This is a genomic window from Myxococcus vastator, from assembly GCF_010894475.1.
Lineage (GTDB): Bacteria > Myxococcota > Myxococcia > Myxococcales > Myxococcaceae > Myxococcus > Myxococcus vastator.
In genome coordinates this window covers 1-23701 of record NZ_JAAIYB010000040.1, presented here as the reverse complement: position 1 = coordinate 23701, position 23701 = coordinate 1, and the positions used below count along the sequence as shown (strand labels likewise).

General features: G+C 69.4%; 20 protein-coding genes. 15 read left to right on the top strand and 5 right to left on the bottom strand.

All coding sequences use genetic code 11. The annotated features are described in order from the left end of the window. The first annotated feature begins 101 nt into the window (after positions 1 to 101). The 5 genes from mreC to G4D87_RS06590 all read left to right on the top strand — a co-directional run bounded on the left by mreC (position 102) and on the right by G4D87_RS06590 (position 5446). On the top strand, positions 102 to 962 hold the full coding sequence (mreC, locus tag G4D87_RS06610; protein WP_163780063.1) for a rod shape-determining protein MreC: 861 nt from the start codon (positions 102 to 104) through the stop codon (positions 960 to 962). Further along, a complete protein-coding gene (locus G4D87_RS06605; RefSeq protein WP_163780062.1) occupies positions 959 to 1459 on the top strand; it encodes a hypothetical protein in 501 nt (166 codons plus the stop codon). The genes mreC and G4D87_RS06605 overlap by 4 nt, the downstream gene beginning before the upstream one ends. Continuing rightward, positions 1456 to 3495, top strand: a complete 2040-nt coding sequence (gene mrdA / locus G4D87_RS06600) for a penicillin-binding protein 2 (RefSeq protein ID WP_163780060.1) — start codon at positions 1456 to 1458, stop codon at positions 3493 to 3495. Before G4D87_RS06605 ends, mrdA begins: the two co-directional genes overlap by 4 nt. A gap of 7 nt (positions 3496 to 3502) precedes the next feature. Then, positions 3503 to 4630, top strand: a complete 1128-nt coding sequence (gene rodA, locus G4D87_RS06595) for a rod shape-determining protein RodA (RefSeq protein WP_176415402.1) — start codon at positions 3503 to 3505, stop codon at positions 4628 to 4630. A gap of 126 nt (positions 4631 to 4756) precedes the next feature. Continuing rightward, on the top strand, positions 4757 to 5446 hold the full coding sequence (locus G4D87_RS06590; protein WP_163780057.1) for a PilZ domain-containing protein: 690 nt from the start codon (positions 4757 to 4759) through the stop codon (positions 5444 to 5446). A 55-nt stretch (positions 5447 to 5501) separates the two neighbouring features. Here the strand turns inward: G4D87_RS06590 and G4D87_RS06585 are convergent, their stop codons facing one another. Further along, positions 5502 to 5837 carry a hypothetical protein gene (locus G4D87_RS06585; RefSeq protein WP_163780055.1) on the bottom strand — a complete coding sequence of 112 codons (336 nt, stop codon included), beginning with the start codon at positions 5835 to 5837 and terminating at the stop codon, positions 5502 to 5504. Between the two features lie 177 nt (positions 5838 to 6014). Between G4D87_RS06585 and G4D87_RS06580 the strand changes: the two genes are divergently transcribed. After that, positions 6015 to 6716, top strand: a complete 702-nt coding sequence (locus G4D87_RS06580; RefSeq protein WP_205507454.1) for a polyphosphate kinase 2 family protein — start codon at positions 6015 to 6017, stop codon at positions 6714 to 6716. A gap of 75 nt (positions 6717 to 6791) precedes the next feature. Here the strand turns inward: G4D87_RS06580 and trxA are convergent, their stop codons facing one another. Next, positions 6792 to 7124 carry a thioredoxin gene (gene trxA / locus G4D87_RS06575; protein ID WP_163780053.1) on the bottom strand — a complete coding sequence of 111 codons (333 nt, stop codon included), beginning with the start codon at positions 7122 to 7124 and terminating at the stop codon, positions 6792 to 6794. A gap of 103 nt (positions 7125 to 7227) precedes the next feature. Between trxA and G4D87_RS06570 the strand changes: the two genes are divergently transcribed. The 6 genes from G4D87_RS06570 to G4D87_RS06545 all read left to right on the top strand — a co-directional run bounded on the left by G4D87_RS06570 (position 7228) and on the right by G4D87_RS06545 (position 13617). Next, entirely contained in the window at positions 7228 to 7689 is a 462-nt protein-coding gene (locus G4D87_RS06570) for a hypothetical protein (protein ID WP_163780051.1), read from the top strand. 34 nt (positions 7690 to 7723) lie between these two features. Then, entirely contained in the window at positions 7724 to 8539 is an 816-nt protein-coding gene (locus G4D87_RS06565) for a cytochrome C assembly family protein (RefSeq protein ID WP_163780049.1), read from the top strand. Between the two features lie 2 nt (positions 8540 to 8541). Continuing rightward, positions 8542 to 9867, top strand: coding sequence for a glutamyl-tRNA reductase (gene hemA, locus G4D87_RS06560; RefSeq protein WP_163780048.1), 1326 nt, complete (start codon positions 8542 to 8544; stop codon positions 9865 to 9867). Further along, positions 9864 to 10808, top strand: coding sequence for a hydroxymethylbilane synthase (gene hemC, locus G4D87_RS06555; RefSeq protein WP_163780045.1), 945 nt, complete (start codon positions 9864 to 9866; stop codon positions 10806 to 10808). The genes hemA and hemC overlap by 4 nt, the downstream gene beginning before the upstream one ends. Positions 10809 to 10820: 12 nt before the next feature. Beyond that, the gene (locus G4D87_RS06550; RefSeq protein WP_163780044.1) at positions 10821 to 11591 is read left to right on the top strand and encodes a uroporphyrinogen-III synthase; all 771 of its coding nucleotides are present in this window, start codon (positions 10821 to 10823) and stop codon (positions 11589 to 11591) included. 181 nt (positions 11592 to 11772) lie between these two features. Continuing rightward, positions 11773 to 13617 carry a GspE/PulE family protein gene (locus G4D87_RS06545; protein ID WP_163780042.1) on the top strand — a complete coding sequence of 615 codons (1845 nt, stop codon included), beginning with the start codon at positions 11773 to 11775 and terminating at the stop codon, positions 13615 to 13617. An 81-nt stretch (positions 13618 to 13698) separates the two neighbouring features. Here G4D87_RS06545 and G4D87_RS06540 read toward each other — a convergent pair whose 3' ends face one another. The 3 genes from G4D87_RS06540 to G4D87_RS06530 form a co-directional block, all read right to left on the bottom strand. Next, complete coding sequence (locus G4D87_RS06540; protein WP_163780040.1) at positions 13699 to 15234, bottom strand: hypothetical protein; 1536 nt, start codon at positions 15232 to 15234, stop codon at positions 13699 to 13701. Positions 15235 to 15312: 78 nt separating this feature from the next. Next, entirely contained in the window at positions 15313 to 17283 is a 1971-nt protein-coding gene (locus G4D87_RS06535) for a single stranded DNA-binding domain-containing protein (RefSeq protein WP_163780038.1), read from the bottom strand. After that, positions 17284 to 19668 carry a bifunctional metallophosphatase/5'-nucleotidase gene (locus G4D87_RS06530; RefSeq protein ID WP_163780082.1) on the bottom strand — a complete coding sequence of 795 codons (2385 nt, stop codon included), beginning with the start codon at positions 19666 to 19668 and terminating at the stop codon, positions 17284 to 17286. A gap of 143 nt (positions 19669 to 19811) precedes the next feature. Between G4D87_RS06530 and G4D87_RS06525 the strand changes: the two genes are divergently transcribed. From G4D87_RS06525 to G4D87_RS06515, 3 genes are all read left to right on the top strand, one after another. Further along, on the top strand, positions 19812 to 20492 hold the full coding sequence (locus tag G4D87_RS06525) for an NUDIX hydrolase (protein WP_163780036.1): 681 nt from the start codon (positions 19812 to 19814) through the stop codon (positions 20490 to 20492). Positions 20493 to 20571: 79 nt separating this feature from the next. Further along, complete coding sequence (locus G4D87_RS06520; protein ID WP_163780034.1) at positions 20572 to 22035, top strand: MFS transporter; 1464 nt, start codon at positions 20572 to 20574, stop codon at positions 22033 to 22035. 74 nt (positions 22036 to 22109) lie between these two features. Continuing rightward, positions 22110 to 23675, top strand: coding sequence for a hypothetical protein (locus tag G4D87_RS06515; protein WP_163780032.1), 1566 nt, complete (start codon positions 22110 to 22112; stop codon positions 23673 to 23675). The last annotated feature ends 26 nt before the right edge of the window (positions 23676 to 23701 follow it).

The window sequence follows — 23701 nt, the reverse complement described above, 5'->3', positions numbered from 1 at the left end:
GCAGGCCTTGACTGCCTAGGATAACGCACCGGAAAATGCAAGCGATTTAGAGCCCTTAGCCAGCCCCTGCTCCCCCGTCACACCCCCGGAAACTCCTGCCTGTGTGGTCGCTCCTGAAGCGGTACTACCGCCCCCTCATCGTGGGCTTCCTGCTCCTTTCGCCGCTGGTGGCCTTCCTGCTCGGTGGCCGCAAGGCCAGGGAACCCAACTTCGTCGACCGGGCGGTCATCGCCGTGGCGTCCCCCGTGCAACAGGGGCTGACGGCCCTCATCGAAGGCGGAGGCGCCGGGGTCCAGAACTACCTGGACCTCCGGGGCGTGCGGCAGGAGAATGACGCGTTGCGACTGGAGAACCTCCAGCTGCGCGCGGCGGTGCAGGCCCTGGGGGAGTCGCGGATGGAGAACGAGCGGCTGCGCAAGCTGCTCAACTACGCGGAGGCGGAGGCCGGGCCGGAGATCCCCGCGCGGGTGGTGGGCGTCAATCCGGTGGCGAAGCTGCTGTCGGTCCGCATCAGCAGCGGGGAGCAGCAGGGTGTCTTCCGCGGCATGTCCGTGGTGACGCCGGACGGAATCGTGGGACAGGTCATCCGGGCGACGGGCGGGTATGCGGATGTGGCGCTGGTGACGGACCCTCAGAGCCGGGTGGCGGTGCGGGTGCAGCGCTCGCGGGCCCGGGGCACGGCGGCGGGAACCGGAGGCGGGCCCCTGAAGTTGGAGAACATGCTGCGCACCGAGGATGTGGAGGACGGTGACCTCATCATCACCGCGGGCACGGACGGCATCTACCCGCCCGGCGTGGTGGTTGGACGCGTGACGAACCTGGAGAAGAAGGAGCACGGCATGTTCCAGGGCGCGGACATCGTTCCGGCGGTGGATACGAGCAAGCTGGAAGAGGTGTTGGTGGTGGGCAGCCCCTACAGCGCCATGGCGCCAGGCAGCACCGCGGAGGGCGCGTCGAAATGAAGTTCCTGGTGTCTGTCGCACTGGCGCTGGCGTTGCTCACGCTGGAATCGGTCCTGGTGAAGCAGGCCGGCCTGGAGCTCGGCCGGATTGACGTCACCGTGGTGCTGGTGGCGTTCCTGGCCCTGCGGGCCTCGCTGTTGGAAGGGGCCTTCTCCGCCTTCTCGGTGGGGTACCTGCTGGACCTGATGAGCGGGCAGCCCACCTGGCTCTACACCTTCCTGGCCGTGTTCATCTTCCTGGTGGGCCGGCTGGTGCCGACCTTCGTGGAGGTCCGGGGCCCGCTGGCCTTCGCCTTGTTCGCCATGGGCGCGGACGTGGGCCATTCGCTGCTGGCCACCTTCTTCACCTGGCTGACGGTGAAGGAGGACGGTCCGGGCGCGCTGCTGGCGGAGCTGCCGCTGCAGGTGGCGCTCACGGGCATCGCGGCGCTGGCGCTCTATCCGTTGCTGCGGCGCTTCGAGGCGTCTCAGGAGCGGCCCGCGGGGTTGCTGCGGTGACGCCGCCCACCTTGGGCAACACGACGCCGGGGCGCGAGCTCAAGCGGCGCTTCCTGTGGCTGGGCCTGGCCATGGTGCTGGGCCTGGGGCTGCTTTCCATCCAGCTCTACCGGCTGCAAATCACCCGGGGCGAGGAGTACGCCGCCAAGAGCGTGGCCAACTTCGTCAAGGAGGTGCGGCTGCGCGCCGACCGCGGCGTCATCAAGGACGCGCGTGGCACCATCCTGGTGGACAGCCGTCCGTCCTTCGACGCCTTCATCACCCCGGCCTTCTGCACCGACTGCTACGAGCAGGTCATCCCTCGCCTGGCGGAGCTGCTCCAGTGGGACCCGGACCAGCGCAAGAAGGTGGAGGACCTGGTGCGCATGGGGCGGCGCAATGCCCCCTTCCAGCCGGTGCCGGTGCGCGTGGACCTGTCGCGCGACGAGTACGACAGGCTGGCCGCGCGCCGGGACATCCTGGACGGCGTGGAGGTGGCGCCCGTGCCGCACCGGCACTACCGCACCAACTCCGTGCTGTCGCACGTGCTGGGCTACATGAACGAAATCACCCAGGAGGAGCTGGAGCGCCTCAACGGCGACGGCGCCCGCTACGCCCTGGGGGACTACATTGGCCGGCGCGGGCTGGAGCGCTACTTCGAGCAGCGGCTGCGCGGCACCGACGGCGTGCGCAAGGAAGTGGTGAACGCGCGCGGACAGACCATTGAGGAGCTGAACGACAAGCTGGGGGACAACGCCGTGGTGGCGCCGCGTCCGGGCAACAACCTGGTGCTGTCCATCGACATGCGGCTGCAGGAGGAGGCGGAGCGGGCCTTCCCCGGTGTGACGGGCGCGGTGGTCGCCATCGACGTCAACACGGGCTTCATCCGCGCGCTGGTGTCGCGCCCGGGCTTCGACCCCAACCTGCTCACCGGCCGCGTGACGCCCGCGCAGATGGCGCTGCTGTCGCGAGATCCGCTGGACCCGATGATCAACCGCGTGGCCGCCGAACACTACAGCCCGGGCTCCACCTTCAAAGTCATCACCGCCCTGGCGGCGTTCAAGTCGGGCGCCTTCCGTCCGGAGACGGTGGTGAACTGCCCGGGGGGCTACCGCCTGGGCGCGCGCACCTGGCGTTGCCACAAGGACGCCGGGCACGGGCACATGGATGGGCTCGCCGCCATGAAGACGTCGTGCGACACCTGGTTCTACAAGGTGGCGGACACCATTGGCCTGGACCCCATTGGAGAGATGGGCAAGGCCCTGGGCTTGGGCAGCCCCACGGGCGTCAACGTGGTGGCCGAGGTCCCCGGCATCATGCCGACCAGCGCCTACCACGACAAGGCGTCGCCCGGCGGCTACACCAAGGGCATGGCGCTCAACAGCTCCATTGGCCAGGGCGACAACAACGTCACCCCGCTCCAGTTGGCGCTGGTGTACGCGGCCATCGCGAACGGCGGCACGCTCTACAAGCCGCAGATGGTGAACCGCCTGGAGAACCTGGACGGGCAGACCATTGAATCGTTCCAGCGGGAGGTGGTGCGCAAGGTGGACCTTTCGCCCGCGCACCTCAAGGCGGTGGTGGAGGGACTGGTGAAGGTGGCGCACGAGCCGGGCGGCACCGCCTACCGCGCGCGGATGAATCACATGCGGGACAAGGACATCCTGGTGGCGTCCAAGACGGGCACCGCGCAGGTGGCCCGCCTGGGCGCGATTCGCCTGAAGACGCACCAGATGAGCTTCTTCGAGCGCGACCACGCCTGGTTCGCGGGCTTCGCGCCAGCGGACAAGCCGGAGATTGCCATCGTCGTGCTCAACGAGCACGGCGGCCACGGCGGTTCGGACGCGGCGCCCACCGCGATGGCGGTGTTCCAGAAGTACTTCGACTTGAAGAAGCTGGACGCCACGGCGCCGCCGCCGCGTCCCAACCAGCCCTACACGCCGTCCTCCGTGACGCGCGCGCCCGGTCCTGACGAGGCGGCGCTGACGCGGGGGGTACGGCCACCGGCCCGGCTGCCGGGCGACGACGAGGAACGCACGCGTGCAACTGCGGATTGAGCGGCGGATGGTGCCCCACATCCCCTGGGGCCTCATCTTCTCCGTGCTGGCGGTGTGCGCGCTGGGCATCTGGAACCTGGCCTCGGCGTCGCGGCCCCCGCATTCGCCCGTGTGGGGTTCGCAGATGCTGTACCTGGGGGTGAGCATCACCGCCGTGCTGGTGGTGTGCCTGGTGGACTACCGGTGGATTCAGCGCATGGCGGCGCCCATCTACGTCACCAACATCCTCCTGCTCATCGCGTTGCGGTTCTTCGGGCACACGGCCAAGGGGGCAGAGAGCTGGTTCGCCATTGGCCCGTTCCGCATGCAGCCCGCGGAGTTCATGAAGATTGGCGTCGTGCTGATGCTGGCCAAGGTCTACCACGACGACTTCCAGCCCAATGAGCCCTCCTATGGCCTGACGCGGCTGTGGAAGCCGCTGCTCGTCGTCTTCGTCCCCTTCGCGCTGGTGCTGGTGCAGCCGGACCTGGGCACCGCGCTGATGATTGGCCTGTCGTCGCTCACCATCATCCTCTTCGGCAAGGTGCGCTGGTACCTGGTGGCCACGCTGGTGACGGCCGTGCTGGCCGCGGGCATCGTCATCTGGAACGACTACATCCGCGACGTGCCGGAGCCTCGGCCCACCATCGTCCGGCACCACCTGAAGAAGCACCAGAGCCAGCGCATCTCCGGCTGGCTGGACCCCGAGGCGGACCTGCGCGGCAGCGGCTATCACGCGGCGCAGTCGAAAATCGCGGTGGGCAGCGGCGGCGTGTCCGGCAAGGGCTGGCGCGAGGGCACCCAGACGGGCCTGCGCTTCCTGCCCGAGCAGCACACCGACTTCATCTTCTCCGTGTGGGCGGAGGAGCATGGCTTCGTCATGTGCCTCGTCCTGCTGGTGCTCTACGGCGCCATCTTCATCTTCGGCCTGGGCGTGGGTTTCAACGCGCGTGACAGGTTCGGCGCCTTCGTCGCCGTGGGCGTCGTGGCGATGCTCTTCTGGCAGGTGTTCGAGAACATCGGCATGGTGATTGGCCTGCTGCCGGTGACGGGAATCACCCTGCCGTTGATGAGTTATGGCGGCTCATCCCTGCTTTCCGTGATGCTCAGCATCGGCTTGTTGGTGAACATCAGCATGCGCCGTCACATGTTCTGAGAATTTCCGGATTTATCCTCGCGGGCCGGGCGCAAGCGTTTCTCGGCGCGCGGCATGGGGTGGTGTATGAATCACCCCACCAACACACGTGGAGGGCGAGTCCTCCCGGGCAGATGAGGACGCGTCATGCAGAGGAAGGGTGGCCAGAAGGCAGTCGGGAGCACGCGGGTGGAGGCGCCGGTGCGCGCGCCCGCGCGAGCGTCAGCGCCGGCCGCGGCGCCGGCGAAGGAGGTCCGCCCCGCGGTGGTTCCGGCGCGTCCTGGTGGCCACGTGGCGGCGGTGAGCCCGGCGCCGAGGCCGGCCTTCTCGCCGTTGATTGAGATGAATCAGGGCGAGGCCGAGCACCGTCACTTTCCCCGCGCCCAGCTCGCCACGCGCTTCGAGGTCTGGGTGGATGACGCGGCGGGCGAGCGCCGCTTCGAGGCGAGCCTCGTGTCCGTCAACGTCAGCGTCAGCGGGGCGTTCCTGGAGAGCACCTTCTACCTGCCGCTGGGCACCGTGCTCGACGTGCGCTTCGCGCTGGAGCCGGGCGCCGCGCCCGTGCAGGCGCGCGCGGAAATCGTGCGGGAGGAGCGGGAGAACGGGCCGGAGGGCCGCAGCGGCTTTGGCGTGCGCTTCCTCGACTTCAGCGGACAGACGGAGGTGGCGCTGGCGCGGCTCTTCGTGGGGATGCGGCTGAGGGCCTTCGCGGAGGACTATCTCCAGTCCCAGCGGGCTCGCTCCCTGCCCAATGAGGTGGAGCGCGTGGTGGACGTGCTGGCGGCCTGGGAGCTGCTCAAGGCGACGTCGTCCGTTTCCGACCCCTGGCAGGGCTGAGGCGTTGGACCGGTCATCGCCCAGGGCCGTGGGCGGGTGTCCGGCGGGCAGGCACTCAGGCCGACTTGCCGCCCGAAATCTGGCGGCGGCGCTCGGCCTGATAATGCGCGGAGCACAGCCCCTTCGAGCGCTGCTCGCGAGTACAGCCCTCCATCGTGCAACGGCGATCCATTGAAACCAGGCTGGCGCCCGCCATCACCTTCGGCGGACGGCCGCGGCGCCGGCCCGCGGTGAGCGCGGTGGAGCTGGGCGCGCTGCTGCCCAGCCTGGGCATCCCGTCGTTGAGCGCGCGCAGCATGCCGCGTCCAATGGCGTCTCCCAAGGCTTCGGCCCAGTTCACCATGGCCGGCGTCAGCGGGACGGTGGACAATTCTTTTCGTGGACGTGCCATGAATACTCCAAGCGAAAACAGTCAGCCAACACAGACACTGCTATGTGCCTATTTGGCGGTTGAAGTCATCGCTGTCAATACAACCTTGGAGGGTCTGTCTTGACTCGTAAACGATCTCAAAAAATTGATGACAAGACTGCAAATGGATACGTATTTCCCGTATGTCCTCACGGCACTGTGACACTCGCAGCGGTCGACCCGTCTGTCTCGGCGGGTGAATCCGCGAAGTATGAGAAGACGCTCAAGACGCTCCAGGAGCGCGTCTTCGCGCTGCAGATCCAGAACTACCTGGCGGGGCGGAAGGCCGTCGTCGTCTTCGAGGGCTGGGATGCCTCTGGCAAGGGCGGCGCCATCCGCAGGCTCACCACGCTGATGGACCCGCGTGGCTACAAGGTCTGGCCCATCTCCGCGCCGTCAGAGGAAGAGCGCAGACACCATTACCTGTGGCGCTTCTGGCGCAAGACGCCGGGCGCGGGCGAGGTCTGCATGTTCGACCGGAGCTGGTACGGCCGGGTGCTGGTGGAGCGGGTGGAGGGCTTCGCGAAGCCGGCGGAGTGGCGGCGCGCCTACGATGAAATCAACGCTTTTGAACACATGCTCACCGCGGACGGTGTGCGGATGGTGAAGTTCTTCATCCACATCGACAAGAAGACGCAGCTCCAGCGGTTCCGCGAGCGCGAGGCGGACCCGGCCAAGCGCTACAAGCTGGGGGCGGAGGACTGGCGGAACCGGGCGAAGTGGAAGAAGTACGAAGCGGCCATCCAGGAGATGCTGGACCGCACGCACCGCCCCGACGCGCCGTGGCACGTGGTGCCGGGAAACGACAAGCGCTACGCGCGGTTGGAGGTGCTCCGCCGCTGCGTGGAGCTGCTGGGCTGAGACAGGCGGCCGCGGGGGGGGGGGCGCGAAGCGCGCGGCAGGCGCGCGCTTTCGCCCGGCCCCGCGGCGGCGAGGCTACGTCAGGGCCTTCTTCACGGCGTCTTCGATGCGGGCCTTGGGCACCGCGCCGACAATCTGCTCCACCACGCGGCCGCCCTTGAACAGGAGCAGGGTGGGGATGGAGCGGATGCCGTACTCCTGCGGCGTGTCCTGGTTCTCATCGATGTTGAGCTTGGCGAACTTCACCTGCCCCTTGTACTGCGAGGCCAGCGCTTCGATGGAGGGCGCGATGGCGCGGCACGGCGCGCACCACGTCGCCCAGAAATCCACCAGCACCGGCTCCTGGGAGTCCAGGACCTGCTGCTTGAAGTCGCCATCCCCGATGTTCGTCACGTCCGCGCCTGACATGGTGTCTCCTCGTGCCCTGTCCGGGCACCGCCGCCGCGTCCTGTAGTACGCGTCCGGTGGGCCTGCAAGGATCGGCCGACCATCAGCCAATCTGGCGGCTTGGATGCGCAGGGATGGCGCCTGTTTCAACCATTTCCCCCAAGCGTCCCCCCGGGGGCGGGGTGGCTGGTGTAAGCTGGCGGGCGTGACGAAGCTCTTCCTGCCCCAGGCCCAGCTCGAGGAGTGGGCGCTGGCGGACAAAGCAGACCTGCGCGAAGGCCGGCTGGTGGTGATGGCGGAGGGCGGTGTGGCCTTTCCCGTCACGCCCGCGGTCCACTTCGTCCAGCTCGTGTCGGGCGAAGACACCCAGGGGTTGGTGGCCCGGGTGAAGACCGAGGAGCAACTTGCCCGACTGGGTGCCGAGCAGATGGCCGACTCGGTGCTGGTGGGGGACAACGCCTATGAGGTCGTTCCGGGGTATGTAGCGGAGGTCGCCGCCGGCGCGCCCAGGCCAGAGGGCGCGGACTCGAAGCCGGACTCTGAAGCAGACCTTCTGGCCGCCTTCATCCTCAACAAGATGGGCTGATTCGCCCCTCTTCCGTGGTTATGAGCCTGCCCCTATGAGCCACACGCTCGTCTCGCTCGCCTGCCACGCCTATGGCATCGCCGCTGTCGTCTACCTGGCCTACCTGGTCCGCCAGTCGGACGCCCTGGCCACGGCCGGGCGCGTGCTGGTGGGCGGTGGGCTGGCGCTGCATGGCGTGGCGCTCTTCGAGCTGCTCGGGGTGCAGAGCGGGCGGCCGGTGGGCCTGGCGCAGGGCTTCTCCGCGCTGGCCTTCCTGCTGCTGGCCATCTTCCTGTTCCTGGACGTGCGCTACCGCCGGCCCGTCATCGGCGCCTTCCTCACGCCGCTGGCGCTGGCCGCGCTGCTGCCCGGGCTGCTGATGCAGGGCGGGCAGGCGCCGCTGCCCCCCGGGGTGCGTCAGCCGTTGTTGCCGCTGCACATCACCCTGGCGCTGCTGGGGCTGGCCGCGTTCGCGGTCGCCGCGGGCGTGGGCGTCATGTACGTGCTCATGGAGCGGCAGGTGAAGGCGAAGCGCTTCGGGCTCTTGTTCTCCCGCCTGCCCTCCCTGGAGTTCCTGGACACGCTGAACCGGCGCCTGGTGCTGTGGGGCTTCCTGGCGCTGTCCATCACCCTGGCCACGGGGGCCTTCTTCGTGGGCACCGCGCCGGGCCCCTGGACGGTGGATGGGAAGACGCTGGCCACCCTGGTCGCGTGGGCCGTCTTCGCCGCGCTGCTGGTGGCGCGCTCCGTCGCGGGCTGGCAGGGGCGGCGGGTGGCCTTCCTCACCATGGCGGGGTTCTGTCTGGTCATGGTGTCCTTCCTGTCTTCGTATGACGTGCCAGCGCCCTCGGCGGCCATGAGGATGCCCTGAGTATGGAGCTCATCTGCATTGGCCTGTCCCACCGGACGGCGCCCCTCACCGTCCGGGAGCGGCTGGCCTTGCCGGAGTCGCGTCAGGTGGACGTGCTCCAGCGGCTGGCCCAGGCGCCCGTGGAGGCCCTCTGGGTGTCCACCTGCAACCGCGTGGAGGTGTACCTGTTCGCGCCGAACGCGGCGCTGGCGCGGCAGCGCGCGTTGACGGAGCTGCAGTTGCTGGGCGGCGTGGAGGCCCTGGAGCACCTCTACGAGCACCAGGGCGAGGCGGCGCTGGTGCACCTGTTCCGCGTGGCGTGCAGCCTGGACTCCATGGTGCTGGGCGAGGCCCAGATTCTGGGCCAGGTGAAGGACGCCTTCGAGCGGGGCCAGGGCGCGGGCGCGGTGCGCGGTGAGCTGATGCGCGCGTGCGCGGCCGCCTTCAGCTGCGCCAAGCGCGTGCGCACGGAGACGGCCATTGGCCGCGCGGCCACGTCCATGGCGGCGGCGGCGGTGCAGCTGGCCAGCAAGGTGTTCGACGGGCTCGCGGGAAAGACGGTGCTGGTGGTGGGCGCGGGAGAGATGGGCGAGCTGGCGGCGCGCCACCTGAAGCAGGCGGGTGCGTTGAAGCTCTACGTCACCAACCGCACCCTGTCGCGCGCGGAGGCGCTGGCGGCGGAGGTGGGCGGACAGGCGCGGCCCTTCGAGGAGCTGCTCGGCCTGGTGGCCGCGGCGGACATCGTGGTGTGCAGCACGGCGTCGCCGGTGCCGCTCTTCACGCGGGACAACGTGGGCGCCCTGGGGCGTGGGCGCCGGAGCCGGCCGCTGTTCATGGTGGACCTGGCGGTGCCGCGCGACATCGACCCGGCCGTGGGCACGCTGGACTGGGTGCACGCCTACGACGTGGATGACATCCAGAAGTTCGTCGCGGACAACGCCGCGGCGCGCGCGGAAGAGGCGCAGAAGGCGGGCGTGCTCGTCGCGCAGGAAGTGGCGCGGTTCGTCAAGGAGCGCGCGCTGCGTGAGGGCACGCCGGTGCTGGCGCGACTGCGTCAGCGCGCGGAGGCCATTGCCCGCTCCGAGGTGGAGCGCACGCTGGGCGCCCTGGGCGACGGACTCAACGACAAGCAACGCAAGAGCATCGAGGCCATGGGCCGAGCCATCGTCAACAAATTGCTGCATGAGCCCACCGCGCGGCTGCGCGCCGTGGGGCCGGAGGGGGAGGGCAACCGGTTGGCCGGCGCCGCCGCCGAGCTGTTCGGGCTGCTGGAGGAGGAGGTGGGCACCGCCGCCGCCGCGCCCTCCGTCATGGCCGCGCCGGTCCAGGCCGCCACGGGGGGCAAATGATGCCGCACGTGCGCATCGCCACCCGGCAGAGTCCCCTGGCGCTCTGGCAGGCGCGTCACGTGGGCGCGCTGCTGAGCGCGCATCATCCCGGGCTGGAGGTGACCCTGGTGGAGATGACCACCGAGGGAGACCGCTTCCTGTCCGCGCCGCTGTCCGCGGTGGGCGGCAAGGGCCTGTTCGTGAAGGAAATCGAGCAGGCGCTGCTCGACGGCCGCGCGGACATCGCCGTGCACAGCCTCAAGGACATGACGTCCGTGTTCCCGGAAGGGCTGATGCTCGCCGCGGTGCCGGAGCGGGAGGACCCGCGCGACGCCTTCTGTGGCCTGGGCGGGCTGACGCTGGACGCGCTCCCCCAGGGCGCGCGTGTGGGCACGTCGTCGCTGCGCCGCAGCTGCATCCTGCGCTCGCGCCGGCCGGACGTGGACATCGTCAGCGTGCGCGGCAACGTGCAGACGCGCCTGGCGAGGACGCGGGAGCAGGGGCTGGCGGGCGCGCTCCTGGCCGCTGCCGGACTCAAGCGCCTGGGCCTGGAGGACGTCATCACCCAGGTGCTGTCGCCCGAGGTGAGCCTGCCCGCGGTGGGGCAGGGCGTGCTGGCCATCCAGTGCCGCACGGACGATGCCCGCGTGCGCGCGCTGCTGGCTCCGCTGGAGCACGCCACCACGCGCATCGCCGTCACCGCCGAGCGCGCGCTGCTGGCGAAGCTGGAGGGGGGCTGCACCGTGCCCCTGGCCGGGCATGCCACCGTGTCGGGTGACACCGTCTTCCTGCGCGGCCTCGTGGGCCGTCCGGATGGCACACACGTGGTGCGGGGCGAGGTGCGCGGCCCCGTGTCGCGGGCCCATGCGCTGGGTGAAGCCCTGGCGGAGGACCTGCTGTCGCGTGGGGCGGCGGACATCTTGCGTGATTTCGCGCGCCGCTCCGAGGCGCGGGAGTCCTAGACTGCCGCGCGCGTGGAACGGCGACTGGAAGGCAAGAGAGTCTTGGTGACGCGCCCGCGTGAGCGGGCCGAGGAGCTGTGCTTCCTCCTGGAGGATGAGGGCGCCGAGGTGCTGAGCGTGCCCCTGCTGGAGCTGCATCCTCCGGAGGACCCCCGTCCGCTGGCGTCAGCGGCCGAGCACATCCAGCGCTACACCTGGGTGGTGTTCGCGAGCCCCTCGGGCGTGGAGGCGCTGATGGAGGCGCTGCGCGAGGCGGGCACCCAGGACCGGATACAGCGGGTGAAGGTGGCCACCGTGGGGCCGCGCACGACGCGCGCCGCGGAGGGCTACGGCCTGGACGTGGTGGCCGAGCCTTCGGAGGGCACGGGCGAGGCCCTGTTCAACCTCATCAAGGACGCGCTGCAACCGGGTGACGAAGTCCTGCTCCCCGCCGCCGAGGAAGGCCGGCGCGAGCTGGAGGACGGGCTGCGGGAGCGCGGCGTCCTGGTGACGCGGGTGACGGCGTATCGCGCCACGTCCGCGCCCCTTCCACCGGAGTCCTTGGCCCTGCTGGATGCCTCACCGCCGGACGTCGTGCTCTTCGCTTCGCCGCGCACGGCCGAGGCCTTCGTGGAGGAGGCCGGACGCGAGCGCCTGGCCACCGCGCGGGTGGTGGCGATTGGGCCGACGACGGCGTCCGCCCTGGAGCGGCTGGGCGTGCCCGCGGCGGCCGTGGCGGAGCGGCCGACGCCAGAGTCCCTGGTGGATGCCGCCGTGCTCGCGGTGACGAGCACCGTGCACTGACGGTGGCGCGGCGCCGTGCCCGCCCGGCCGCAGGGCGGCCCTGACGGCGGCTCCATGCCTGGCTGGTGGCGCGCGGGGCGCCGCGGGTGTTTTCCGCTCGGCGCACCGCCGTGGGCCGAAGTCCGTCTGGTACGCTGTGGGGTCGCGCTCCGGCGGGCGGCCGGGGTGAAAGGAGACGCGCTTGGTACTGCCTGTGGGTGGCGTGGGGAGCACTGCTCCGAAGAGCCGGGATGACTTCACCACGCTGTTCGTCCTGGAGGCGCTGGTGGCCCAGGGGCTGCTGCAACCCCAGCAGGCCCAGGAGGTGCTGGCCCGCGAGGGCGCCGCGCGCGCCCGGGTGCTCAAGGCGCACCAGGGGACCCCGGGCGGCAAGGAGGCCGCGCGGTACGACGTGTCTCCGGTGGAGGTCGTGGCGGCGTTCCAGGTGCCGCTGTCCAGCGGCCGGGGCGTGCTGGACGAGGACCGCGTCACGGAGGCCGCCGCGCGCGCCGCCGGCATGAGCTACCGGAAGATTGACCCGCTCAAGCTCGACATGGCGCTGGCCACGCGCACCGTGTCCAGGCCCTACGCGCAGAAGCACGTGCTGCTTCCCCTGGAGCGCACCCCGCAGGGCCGGCTGCTGGTGGCGGTGGCCAACCCCTTCGACGGGGAGCTCTTCGAGAGCTTCCACCGCCTGACAGGGATGCCCGTGGAGCCCGTCCTCAGCGCCAAGGCGGACATCCTCAAGTCCATCAGCGACATCTACGGCTTCAAGAAGACGCTGGCGCGCGCCGCCGACGACTTCAGCGCCGCCGCCGGAGCCCAGGTCGCCAACTTCGAGCAGCTCGTCTCGCTCAGTGGCACCCAGGAGCTGGAGGCGTCGGACCGGCCCGTGGTGCAGGCGGTGGACTACCTGCTGCGCTACGCGTTCGACAACCGCGCCTCGGACATCCACATCGAGCCCAAGCGCACCACCAGCGTGGTGCGTCTGCGCATCGACGGTGTGCTGCACCCGGTGCACACGCTGCCGGCGCCGGTGCACCCGCCCATCGTCTCGCGCGTGAAGATGCTGGCGCGCATCGACATCTCCGAGCGCCGCAAGCCGCAGGACGGCCGCATCAAGACGGAGCGTGATGGCCGCGAAGTCGAGCTCCGCGTGTCCACGCTGCCCACCGCCTTCGGCGAGAAGGTGGTCATCCGTATCTTCGACCCGGAGACGCTGGTGCAGGACATCGCCCAGCTGGGCTTCGAGCCGGACGAGAAGAGCGCCTTCGAGTCCTGGATTGACCAGCCGCACGGCCTCATCCTCGTCACGGGCCCCACGGGCAGCGGGAAGACGACGACGCTCTACTCCGCGCTCAAGGCGCTGGCGGGCCCCGACGTCAACGTCACGACGATTGAGGACCCCATCGAAATGGTGTGGGACGCCTTCAACCAGGTGCAGGTGCAGCCCAAGGTGGGGCTCGACTTCGCCGGGGCGCTGCGCCACATCCTCCGCCAGGACCCGGACGTCATCATGGTGGGCGAGATTCGCGACCCGGAGACGGCGGAGAACGCGATTCAATCCGCGCTCACCGGCCACCTGGTGCTGTCCACGCTGCACACCAACGACGCGCTGGGCGCGGTGGCGCGCATGCGGGACCTGGGCGTGCCGTCCTTCCTCCTGGCGCAGAGCCTCCTGGGCGTCATGGCCCAGCGCCTGCTGCGCCGGGTGTGCAGCCATTGCGCGCAGGAGACGACGCTGACGCCCGACGAGCTGCTCGCGCTCCAGGCCCCCCTGCCGCTGCTGCCCGGCGGCGTGCGCCTGCTCAAGGGCGCGGGCTGTGTGCGTTGCCGTGGCACCGGCTTCGTGGGGCGCACGGGTGTCTTCGAAATCGTCACCAGCGCGGGCGAGCTGAGGGACCTCATCGCCCGGGAGGCCCCCTATGCGCAGATGGTGGACGCGGCCCGGCGCTCCGGCATGAGGACGCTTCGCGAGGCCGCCGTGCGCAAGCTGGCGCAGGGCTTCACCGCCTTCGACGAGGTGGTGCGGATGACGACCGTCTGACGCGCGACGGCCCGGCCTCCCACGAGGAGAGACCGGGCCGCGCAAGGCCTTGCGGCTGCCCCGGTGGGGCAGGGCGGCGGACTAGAAGCGCGCCTGGAGCAGCGTGTTGAAGCCCAGCGCGTGCGGGCGCTCGAAGCTCGGCTGCGCCACGCCCGTCACGTCGTCCCGGAACGTGGTCCGGTTGGTGTCGTAGGTGTAATAGACCTCACCGACGGCGGCGACGGAGTCCGACAGGTCCCAGCGGAAGGTGGCCTTCGCGGAGTAGATGGGCTCCGCCCTGCACGCCGCGTTGCCGCGGCCGCACGTCTCCGGAAGGATGCTGAGCTGATTCACGTCACGCACCACGACGGTGCGCGTGCCGATGAGGCTCGGCGGCGGGTCATTGCCGCCCAGCACCGGCGAGGGGCTGCGGAACGAGGCCGGCTGCTGCACACCGAGGATGAAGCCCGGCGTGATGTGCAGCTTCGGCAGGTGGTAGTCCGCGCCCACCGCGAGGAACATCTCCGGCTTCAGCTCCGTGCCCTCCGGGAAGTCCTGGAACGGGGGGAAGCCCGGCACCTCGAACTGGATGAAGGACAGGCTGCGGTACAGGCCGAGGAGGCTGACGCGGAGCAGGTCGTACTTCGCGCGCGCCTGGAGGGCCACGGCGGTGGCGCCCTGCGGCTGGGTGGCGCCGAAGTCGTTGGGCTTCTCCAGCGTCTGCGACAGGTAGCTGCCTTCCAGCGACACGGTGTACGACAGGCCACCCGGGTACTGCTCCGGTGCGAAGAAGCGCTGATAGATGTCCGGGTCGTTCTTGTAGAGCCGGAAGTCCACGCTGGTGCCGACGGGCACACCCACGTGGTAGACGACCTGGCCGGACACGCCCGCGGCGTTCACCGGGGCCTCCACGCCGAGCGTCGCCAGGCCGGGCACCAGGCCCTTCTGGAAGTAGCCGCCGCCCGCCTCGACGCGCAGCGTCTCCAGGATGTCCCAGCCCGCGCCGGCCATGAGGCCGTACTTGGTCTCTTCCTCGCGGATGAGCTCGTTCTGCATCAGCGCCGTCTTGCCGCCGACGTACGCGTACCAGTTGTCGCGGGTGATCTGCAGCTTGCCGCCGGGCACGCCGTTGGTGACGGCGCGCGTGGTGAACACGCCGCTGCCACCCCAGGAGATGCGGTACGCATAGCCCAGGCGGAAGCGGTCCGCGGACACCGGGAAGCCGACGAGCGAGATGCCTTCCTTCTCGCTCCAGCCCGGCGGCTGGTAGTTGAGGCGGATGTAGCTGGAGTTGTCGCGGATGTCGACGCCGCCCGACGGCCGCTCCAGCACCAGCAGCGTCAGCGCCGCTTCAGTCGTCAAACCCTCGAAGAAGGCCGGTGCCCGCTTGTAGAGCACCACGTTCGACAGGGACTCGAAGCCGGAGAACCGGGTGTTGAAGTTGTCGTAGAACTGCGTGTTCTGGTTGCCGGCGCCGAACCGCGCATTGGGGCTGTTCGGCGTCGTCTCACCAGAGCCCGCGAGCACGTTGTCGTCCGCGAAGACGAACGACAGACGGGTGTCCACGAAGTCACTGGCCCACGCGGGCGCACTCAGGGAAATCAGGCCGGTCAGGGCCAGCTTCTGCAGCGTTTTCAATGTCCCTCTCCACGGAGCGGTCCGGGGGGACCGCTCCTCCCTGCTTCCCGTCACCGGGTCGCGAGAATCATCAGAAGACTACGGATTGACGCAAGGCCGGATGGGCCGCGGGCACTCCATGCCCGGGCCGGGGTAGCAGCAGATGTCGTCCAGGTCGCGAGGCAGCACGTTCCACCGCGGGCGGGCGGCGCTCACCTGCCGCAGGTGGCCCACGACGTCGAAGCTGGCCGCGCGCAGATTGCGGCACTGCTGGGCCGCCTCGGCGTTCGGGTCATCCTCGCTGCAGTCGGGCGCCAGGTCCGGCACCGCGTCCTTGGTGACCAGGTTGATGCGCGTGCGCGCGTCCGCCGCCACCTTGCAGGTGAGGGTGCCGTCCTCGCGGTTCTGGACGGAGGCGTACACGGTGCCCTCACCCGCCGCCATGGTGTGCTGCAGCGGCGTCTGGGCCGCCAGCGCCACCGGCGTGCCGCTGGCGCCGAAGCGCACGTTGGCCGGCTTGTCGCAGGACACGTTGATGCGCAGGTCCGTGCTGAACGTGTCCGACTGGGCCCAGTTGACGACGGTGGGGTCCGCGTTGACGGTGGCGGTGAAGGTCTGGATGCGGCCGGGGACGGACTCGTCCAGGCCCGCCTCCGCGGCGCCGGTGGGGTTCATCTCCACCACGAACTGGCCGAAGCCGTTGTACGTGTTGCGCTCGGCGCAGTGGACGCCGGCGAACTGGCCAATGCCCATGGTGCAGTCGATGTTGCACTGCCGCTCGGCGATGTCCGGGTCGCTCGGGTTGTCCGTGCCGCAGCTTCCCCACGTGCCCGCGCGGGTGTTGGGACAGAAGAAGGGGACGGTGCCGTTGCCGTTGGCGTCACAGTTGTGGAAGACGCGCGGGAACTTCACCCGGCTGAGCTTCACCAGCGACGACTCCAGGCTCTCCATCTTGTAGTTGCCGTAGCTGTAACCACACAGCGGGTCCGTCATGTAGAGCGAGCCGCTGTAGCCGCACAGCCGGCCGTTGATCTCCACCGGCGGCGACAGCTTCAGGTACTTGTCCCACTCCGTCTGGGGCAGCAGCCGGACGCGCTCGCGCACCGTCCAGGCGGGGAAGGTGAGCTGCGTGGTGGCGGTGAACTCCTGCACGGAGCCGGACACCGACCACAGCAGGTCGCCCGGGTCGAGCCCTTCGGGGAAGGAGTAGTTGTAGATGTAGAGCGAGTTGAAGCGGCCGGGGTAGTAGCCGTCCGGCTCACCCGTCTGGATGTTGGCGCCCGGGACGCTGGTCTCACCCACGCGGCAGGCCGTCATGTCCGTGACGAAGAAGCCGCCCGGGTCCGTGCCCGTCACCAGCAGCGTGACCGGCTGCTTGTCGTTCGGGTCGCCCTCGGGGCAGTTCTGCAGCAGCGGCGGTCCGGCCTCCGGGTTGCGCCCGATGCGCATGTACGTCCCGGCGTACGCGGTGAGCTGATCGCTGTTCTGCGGAACCTGGACCGTGGGGATGGTCGGCTCCTCGAACTTCATCAGCCGCGACAGGCCGGTGGAGTTGGTGCGGGTCGCCGGCTCCTGGGGCAGCTCGCCGGGGATGACCTGCCCGTCGGCGTAATCCACCTGGGGCGCCTCGTCCTGCACCCAGACGTGGGCGTCGCCGTAGAGCTGGCCGGAGCGCACCGTGCCGGTGCCCCGGCCGTTGGTGAGCTGGGTCCAGCGGTAGCGGTACTCACCGGTCAGGTTGCCCGGCACCGTGCGGAAGGACACAGGCCCGTTGAACGACTCCATGGGCTGGCCCTTCGCGTCCAGGGCGGTGATTTCCACGTCGAAGTCCACCGGCGTGAGGGGCAGGGACAGCCGGCAGTCCGCCGTGCCGCGGACCTCCAGCGGCACCTGGTCCTGGCCGCCGTGCGCGGTGGCGCACTCGTTCACCACCGGCAGCGGCGTCCGCGTGCCGCCGGTGTAGATGCCCGTGAGGTTGACCCGGAACGAGGCGACGCCCTCTGGCTGAGGCGTTTCCTGGGTGTAACAGCCGGCCGCCGCCAGGGCCGACAGGAAGAGCAGGCGCTTCATTTACTTCACCCTCCGGCCGATACGGGAATCCTCAACCGCGTCCGCGATGGACACGGAGGTGGGGTTCTCACAGAAGTTCCGCAGCTGGTTCGTCACCGTGCCGCAGATGGGGTTGTTGCCCGCCAGCACATCCCGGCAGTTGCAGCGGCCGGTGTACGGGCCTTCGGGCACGTCGCACTGGCTCTGGATGTCCTCGGCCGTCAGGCCCGGCACGCCGCAGCGCTCCGCGGCGTCCGAGGGGAGCGACAGCAGGTCCTTGCAGGCGCAGCTGCCCACCTGCTTGTTCAGCGCGGCCTTGAAGTCGGAGGCGGCGCGGCAGGAGCCCACCACCTGTTCGTTCACCGTCCAGCGGCCGTTGATGAGGTTGCCGCAGTAGTGGCCCGCCTTGGACGTCTGGTTGCCCGCGAGGATGTCCTCACAGGTGCAGAAGTCCTGCATGTAGCCGATGAGCGAGTCGCGCAGCGAGATGCCCGTCTCGATGCGGGTGGTGTTGCGCTTGAGGATGTTGAAGCCCGAGCCACCCTTGGCGATGTAGTCGTTGACGGCGATCTTGTACGTGCCGGTGATGTCCAGCGGCTTGCCGTTGATCTGGATGTCGGTGCCGGGGTGCGCGTAGCAGCGGCCCACGCTGGAGTCGGTGCTCTGGTCCACCAGGCACTGCCACGGCGCGTGGCCCTGGCGGTCCTGGTTGGGGCAGTCCGTGCCGTTGAGCGCTGGGTTGCAGGCGGTCTGCAGGTCGTTCACCTGCACCTGGGCGCAGTCCATGGTGAACCGGGCGCCGGAGATCTGCGCCTGGCTGACGCAGCCGCGCTCCGCGGAGCGCTCGGTGACGAAGTCGAACAGCTCCTGCATCTCCTTGCCGGAGAGGTACATGATGTTGATGGTGTTCTCGAACGGGAACACGTTGAACATCGACTCCTGGCTCACCACGCCCGCGTAGAGGTTGTCGCGGATGCCCAGCGAGTTGGTGAGCGCCATCTCCGCCTCGACGCGGCGGCGCTTGCGCATGGAGTCCGCGGCGATGTTGCCCAGCGGCGAGTCACCCCCCGTGGAGTTGTTGCGGCGCTGCACGTCGCGCGGCGCGTAGGAGAAGATGGACGTCAACTGCAGGTTGAAGTCCATGCCCAGGATGTACGGCTGGAGCAGGTGCGTGGTCATCCGGTCCTCCTGGTTCCTGCACGCCTGGATGGCCTGACGGACGCGCTCGTCGCGGAGGAACTGGCCCTCCTCCCAGAACACGCTGCTGTCGTGGCGGAAGCGGCGCATGGCGTCGTCGCACCACAGGGCGTCCATGGGGAACACGCGGAAGTCCTGGCTGATGATTTCGCCGCCCTCGCCGGCGCCGAGCACCTCCGGCATCTTCACCACCAGATCCAGCCGGCCCACGTACTTGGCGAACGCGCCGGAGTGCGCGAGCACCACCTTGCGGCCCGCGGGGTCGGTGAGCAGCTGCGGCGGGTTGAGCACGACGTGCAGGTGGCCGCCCATCACCGCGTCCACGCCCACCACGCCGGGGATGCGCACGCGCACCACGGACTTGTCGTCCCCTTCGGGGCCGAACCACTCCAGGACCTCCCAGGGCTCCTTCTGGCGCTGCACGTAGGCCTTGGCGCGGCCGAACTCGTAATAGGCCTCGTAGCCCTGGATGACGTCCTGGTCCTCGTGGAGACCCAGGTGGCTGACCAGGACGATGAGGTCCGTGACGGGGCGCAGCAGGTCCACGTAGGCGCGCGCCGCCTCGTTCTGCTCCAGCGGCGTCACCTGGAGGCTGTTGCCACCTTCGACGATGGAGTTGAGCGAGGAGATGTTGGCCATGCCGATGATGGCCACCCGGAGGCCCTTCACGTTGCGGATGGTGTACGGCTCCACTTCCAGGGCCGTCTGGTGGTTGCCGTTCGCCCGCCAGTCGTCCCAGAAGTAGTTGGCCGCCAGCAGCGGGAACACCGCGTGCTGCTGCGCCATCTGGGTGAAGTTGAGCAGGCCCGCGTCGAACTCGTGGTTGCCCACGACGGCCGCGTCGAGCCGCGCCTCGGAGAGGAACTTGAACTCCACCTCGCCGGTGTTGAGGTTGAAGATGGGCGCGCCCTGGAAGCAGTCGCCCGAGTCCACGTGCAGCACACGCTCGCCCCGGGAGCGCTCGCGCTTGAGCAGCGCCCCCATGCGCGTGGCGCCACCGAAGGGGCCCGCTTCCGGGATGGTTCCCAGGTCCACGTCCGTCTTCAACGGCGTGAAGTCGTAGGGGATGAGGCGCGAATGGATGTCCGAGGTATGAAGGAGCGTCAGACGCACCTCCTGCCCCTCGAGGTTGTAGTCCTGGCCTTCCAGCACCGGCATGCACGAAGCAGAGGCCAGGGCGCAGCAGAGGCCGAGCAGGAGGCGACGCATCAAGAGAATTCCGTGTTTCGGGGGGGAGACAGCGGTAAAGCGGGCGCAAGGTACGGGATCGAGCTTTGTCGAGCAAGCAACGCCACCATGGCGGGCCAGGTTCCGGCCATTGGCGTTCCTACTCCTCAGGAGAGCAGGCGGACATGCGGCAGCGTCATTCCAGTGTGACTGACATCGAGATCATCGAGGATTTCTCGTCTACCGCGAGATGCGACGAGGGCTTTCTCCGGGTTCGGCGGCTGCGCTGCCGCAACCGGCGCGCGGACGGCTCCTCCTCTCCCGTCTACCGGGTGGACGTGGTGGACCGGCCCCGGTTGGACGCGGTGGCGGTGCTCGTGTACCGCCGCGGCGCGTCAGGTCTGGAGGTCCTGACGCGGATGAACCTCCGGCCCGCGGCGTATTTCCGGAAGGACAACCGCGGCGCCATGACGGTTCCAGACCCCGCGTCTGGCTACTTGCGCGTGGAAGAAATCGTCGCGGGACTGCTGGAGCCGGAGGACAAGGGCGAGGAAGGCCTGCGTCGCCGCGCCGCGGCAGAGGTCCATGAGGAGGCCGGTTTCAGCGTGAAGCCGGAGGACATCCGGCTGCTGGGCGGCGCCTTCTTCCTGGCGCCGGGCATCCTGTCCGAAAAGGTGTTCCCCGCCGCGGTGGATGTCACCGACCTTTCACCCGAGGAGCCCGAAGGGGATGGGTCGCCGCTGGAGGAGGGCACGCAGTTGCACTGGCGCCCCATCCAGGAGGTGTTGGACGCGTGCCGGCGCGGTGACATCCCGGATGCGAAGACGGAGGTCGCCTTGACGCGGCTGCTCGCCCTCCCGTCCTGACGGGCGTGCATTGGTTTCGCGCCGCCGCGTGCCGGGGTAGGGTGCGCGGCGTTCCGAAATCCACCGCAGAGGTCGCTGCATGTCGTCGCTGCCCCCCTGGCTGGCCCAGTTCCTGCCCATCCTCATCCTCCTGGGGGCCATCGGCCTCGTCCTCGCGCGCCTGCCCAAGGTGGAACTGGGACACTCGGAGGCGTTCAAGCGCCGCCGGCTCTTCAACTGGTTCCCGTTAGGCATGACGTACGCGTTCCTCTATATGGGGCGCTACAACCTCAACGTGGCCACCAGCGCCATGGGGGACCGCACCTCCAACGCGGACTTCGGCACCATCTTCGCATGGGGCACCGCCGTCTACGGCGTGGCCTTCCTCCTCAACGGCCCGCTGACGGACAGGCTGGGGGGCCGGAAGACCATCCTGATGTCGGCCGCGGGCTCGGCGGTGGCGAACCTGGCCATGGGCGGCGTGGTGTACGCGGTGCTGACGCGGGACTGGGCGCCGCCGGGCGGCCTGGTGGCGACGCTGTCGTTCCTCTACGCCGTCAACATGTACTTCCAGAGCTTCGGCGCGGTCTCCATCGTCAAGGTGAACGCGGCCTGGTTCCACGTGCGCGAGCGCGGCCTGCTGGGCGGCGTGTTCGGCATCCTCATCTCGCTGGGCGTCTACTTCGCCTACGACTGGAGCCGGCTCATCGTGAAGGCGGCGCCCACCTACTGGGCGTTCTTCGTGCCCGCGGCCATCCTCGCCGTGTTCCTGGTGTTGGACTTCTTCGTCATCCGCGACACGCCCGGCCACGCGGGGCACCCGGACTTCGACACCGCGGACGCGTCCTCCGGAGAGACGGGGCCCGCGCTGGGCGTGGCGGGCGTGCTGAAGCGCATGCTGACCAACCGCGCCATCATCATCATCCTCTGCATCGAGTTCTGCAGCGGCTTCATGCGCAACGCCATCATGCAGTGGTACCCCAAGTTCGCGAAGGCGACGGGCATCGGCGAGACGTTCGTCGCGGCCAACTGGGGCATGCTGCTGTGCGTGGCGGGCATCACCGGCGGCATGTTCGCCGGCATCATCAGCGACCGCGTCTTCGACTCGCGCCGCGGCCCGGTGTCCGCCGTGCTGTACGCCGGCATGTCGGTGGGCGCCGTCATCTCCTTGTTCGTCCTGGAGAGCGTCGCCCTGGGCTGGACGGTCATCTTCATGTCCCTGTGTGTCATCGGCGTGCACGGCATGTTGTCCGGCACGGCCAGCATGGACTTCGGGGGCAAGAAGAACGCCGGCCTCGCGGTGGGCATCATCGACGGCGCCGTGTACGCGGGCACCGCGCTGCAGTCCATCCTGCTGGGGTCCATCCTGCCCATGGGCGACGAGGCGAAGACGGCCGCCAACTGGGGCAACTGGCCCTACGCCATGCTGCCGCTGTCCTTCCTGGGGCTGCTGCTGGCCACCCAGGTGTGGAACGCCCGGCCCCAGCCGAAGTCCACGCCCGTGCCGGCCACCCTGCCGGTGCCTCCGGCGGCGCCAGCGAACCGGACCGGCACTGGCGGGTGATATCCCTGTGGCCCCAACGAGGTGTGACGTCGGGGTCACTCCCGCGTGACAGGGATGTAACGTAGACTCCAGGTGTGTCCCAGTTACCCGCACCCCTGCAGAGCCGCTTTGAGGTCCACGACCGGAAGCAGTTCGAAATCAAGCTCGAGTACCAGCCCTCCGGGGTGGAAGAGACGCGCTACCTCGTGGAGGCGTATCTCTTCCTGCCCGGGAGCCTGAACATCGACGCGGAGACGTACCCGCGCGCGGACTTCTACGCGGACATCCACAACTACGTGCGCTTCAAGACGCCGGTGATGGCGGTGAACGAGCTGCTGACCTCGGACACCTCGCCGCTGGTGCGCCTGGAGGCGTGGCTGCGCACGGGGATGGGGTCCGAGAAGGACGTCGTGTACCAGGCCAAGCTCCTGTCCTGCGTGCTGCGCGGGGCGCTGCGCCGCTTCGCCACCGGAGTGGAGTCGCGGTGCGAGGGGCCGGTGGAGCTGCCCACGGACGCGTGCGCGGTGCTGGAGTCCGACGTCATCGCCATGCAGGCTGGCGTGACGCGGGTGCTGGAGCGCTTCCGCATGTGGCTGCGCGCGGTGGGGGAGCTGCACCTGCGGGAGCGCACGCGGGCATCGCTGCGGCTGGTGGATGAATACGTCAGCCTCCTGGTGGAGGGCGGCTTCCGGCGCTCGGTGGCGGACATGAAGGCGCTGCCCCGCGGCGAGCCGTGGCATGGGCTGCGCAAGGGCCTGATGGAGGCGGTGCTGCGGGAGGAGGCGTACCGCAAGGAGCACCGGCTGCGCAGCGTGCTCAGCCCCACGGGGGACAACGAGGAGTACATTCTCCGGCTGGGCTTCCTGAAGAAGTTCTGCATGAACGTGCTGTTCCTGTCGTCGAAGCGGCGGCAGAAGCGGCAGGGCTGGGAGGAGATGCTCTTCGCGCTGGCCGCGGGCGTGGCGATGGCGGTCGCCACCGCGGTGGCCTTCTGGGCGCAGGAGCGCTACGCGCAGGCCAGCCTCAACTTCTTCCTCATCCTCGTGGTGGGGTACATGGTGAAGGACCGCATCAAGGAGGGCCTGCGCCGGATGCTCAGCCGGGTGGCGGCCATGCACCTGGCGGACCGGACCACGGACCTGGTGGACCCGGTCACCGGCCGCGTCATTGGCGCGTGTGAGGAGCGGGTGGATTACGGGCCCGCGCTGAAGGTGCCGGATACGGTTTCGGCGCTGCGTCAGCGCGACGACTTCCTCACCGCGACGCAGGGCGAGCTGTCCGAGACGGTCATCCGCTACCAGAAGCAGATCGTGCTGGATGCCCGGCACCTGCCGCGCACGCAGCGGGGCTTGACGGGCGTGACGGACATCCTCCGCCTCAACGTGGAGCGCTTCCTGCGCGACATGGATGAGCCGGAGCTGGCGCTGGAGTACGTGGACCTGGCGGACATGTCGGTGGGGCACATCCGTGGCACCAAGCGCTACCCGGTGGACATGGTGTTCCGCTTCACGGTGGTGGAGGAGGAGACGGACCGCCGTCAGGACTCCGTCCAGTTCGTGCGCCTGGTGCTGGACCGCAACGGCATCCAGCGCATGCAGCGCTTCACGGACCCCGGCCCCGGAGCGCCGCCCAGCCGTTCGGGGTGGAAGTCAGCGGCGTGAGGGGGGCGCGACGCTCCAGGCAGGGA

What these genes read in the sequence shown, in the direction of transcription:
- rodA (WP_176415402.1), top strand. Translation starts at nt 3,503, where the DNA reads ATGGTGCCCCACATCCCCTGGGGCCTCATCTTCTCCGTGCTGGCGGTG.
- G4D87_RS06570 (WP_163780051.1), top strand. Translation starts at nt 7,228, where the DNA reads ATGCGCAGGGATGGCGCCTGTTTCAACCATTTCCCCCAAGCGTCCCCC.
- G4D87_RS06590 (WP_163780057.1), top strand. Translation starts at nt 4,757, where the DNA reads ATGCAGAGGAAGGGTGGCCAGAAGGCAGTCGGGAGCACGCGGGTGGAG.
- trxA (WP_163780053.1), bottom strand. Translation starts at nt 7,124, where the DNA reads ATGTCAGGCGCGGACGTGACGAACATCGGGGATGGCGACTTCAAGCAG.
- G4D87_RS06520 (WP_163780034.1), top strand. Translation starts at nt 20,572, where the DNA reads ATGTCGTCGCTGCCCCCCTGGCTGGCCCAGTTCCTGCCCATCCTCATC.
- G4D87_RS06585 (WP_163780055.1), bottom strand. Translation starts at nt 5,837, where the DNA reads ATGGCACGTCCACGAAAAGAATTGTCCACCGTCCCGCTGACGCCGGCC.
- hemA (WP_163780048.1), top strand. Translation starts at nt 8,542, where the DNA reads ATGGAGCTCATCTGCATTGGCCTGTCCCACCGGACGGCGCCCCTCACC.
- hemC (WP_163780045.1), top strand. Translation starts at nt 9,864, where the DNA reads ATGATGCCGCACGTGCGCATCGCCACCCGGCAGAGTCCCCTGGCGCTC.
- G4D87_RS06530 (WP_163780082.1), bottom strand. Translation starts at nt 19,668, where the DNA reads ATGCGTCGCCTCCTGCTCGGCCTCTGCTGCGCCCTGGCCTCTGCTTCG.
- G4D87_RS06565 (WP_163780049.1), top strand. Translation starts at nt 7,724, where the DNA reads ATGAGCCACACGCTCGTCTCGCTCGCCTGCCACGCCTATGGCATCGCC.
- G4D87_RS06535 (WP_163780038.1), bottom strand. Translation starts at nt 17,283, where the DNA reads ATGAAGCGCCTGCTCTTCCTGTCGGCCCTGGCGGCGGCCGGCTGTTAC.
- G4D87_RS06525 (WP_163780036.1), top strand. Translation starts at nt 19,812, where the DNA reads ATGCGGCAGCGTCATTCCAGTGTGACTGACATCGAGATCATCGAGGAT.
- G4D87_RS06605 (WP_163780062.1), top strand. Translation starts at nt 959, where the DNA reads ATGAAGTTCCTGGTGTCTGTCGCACTGGCGCTGGCGTTGCTCACGCTG.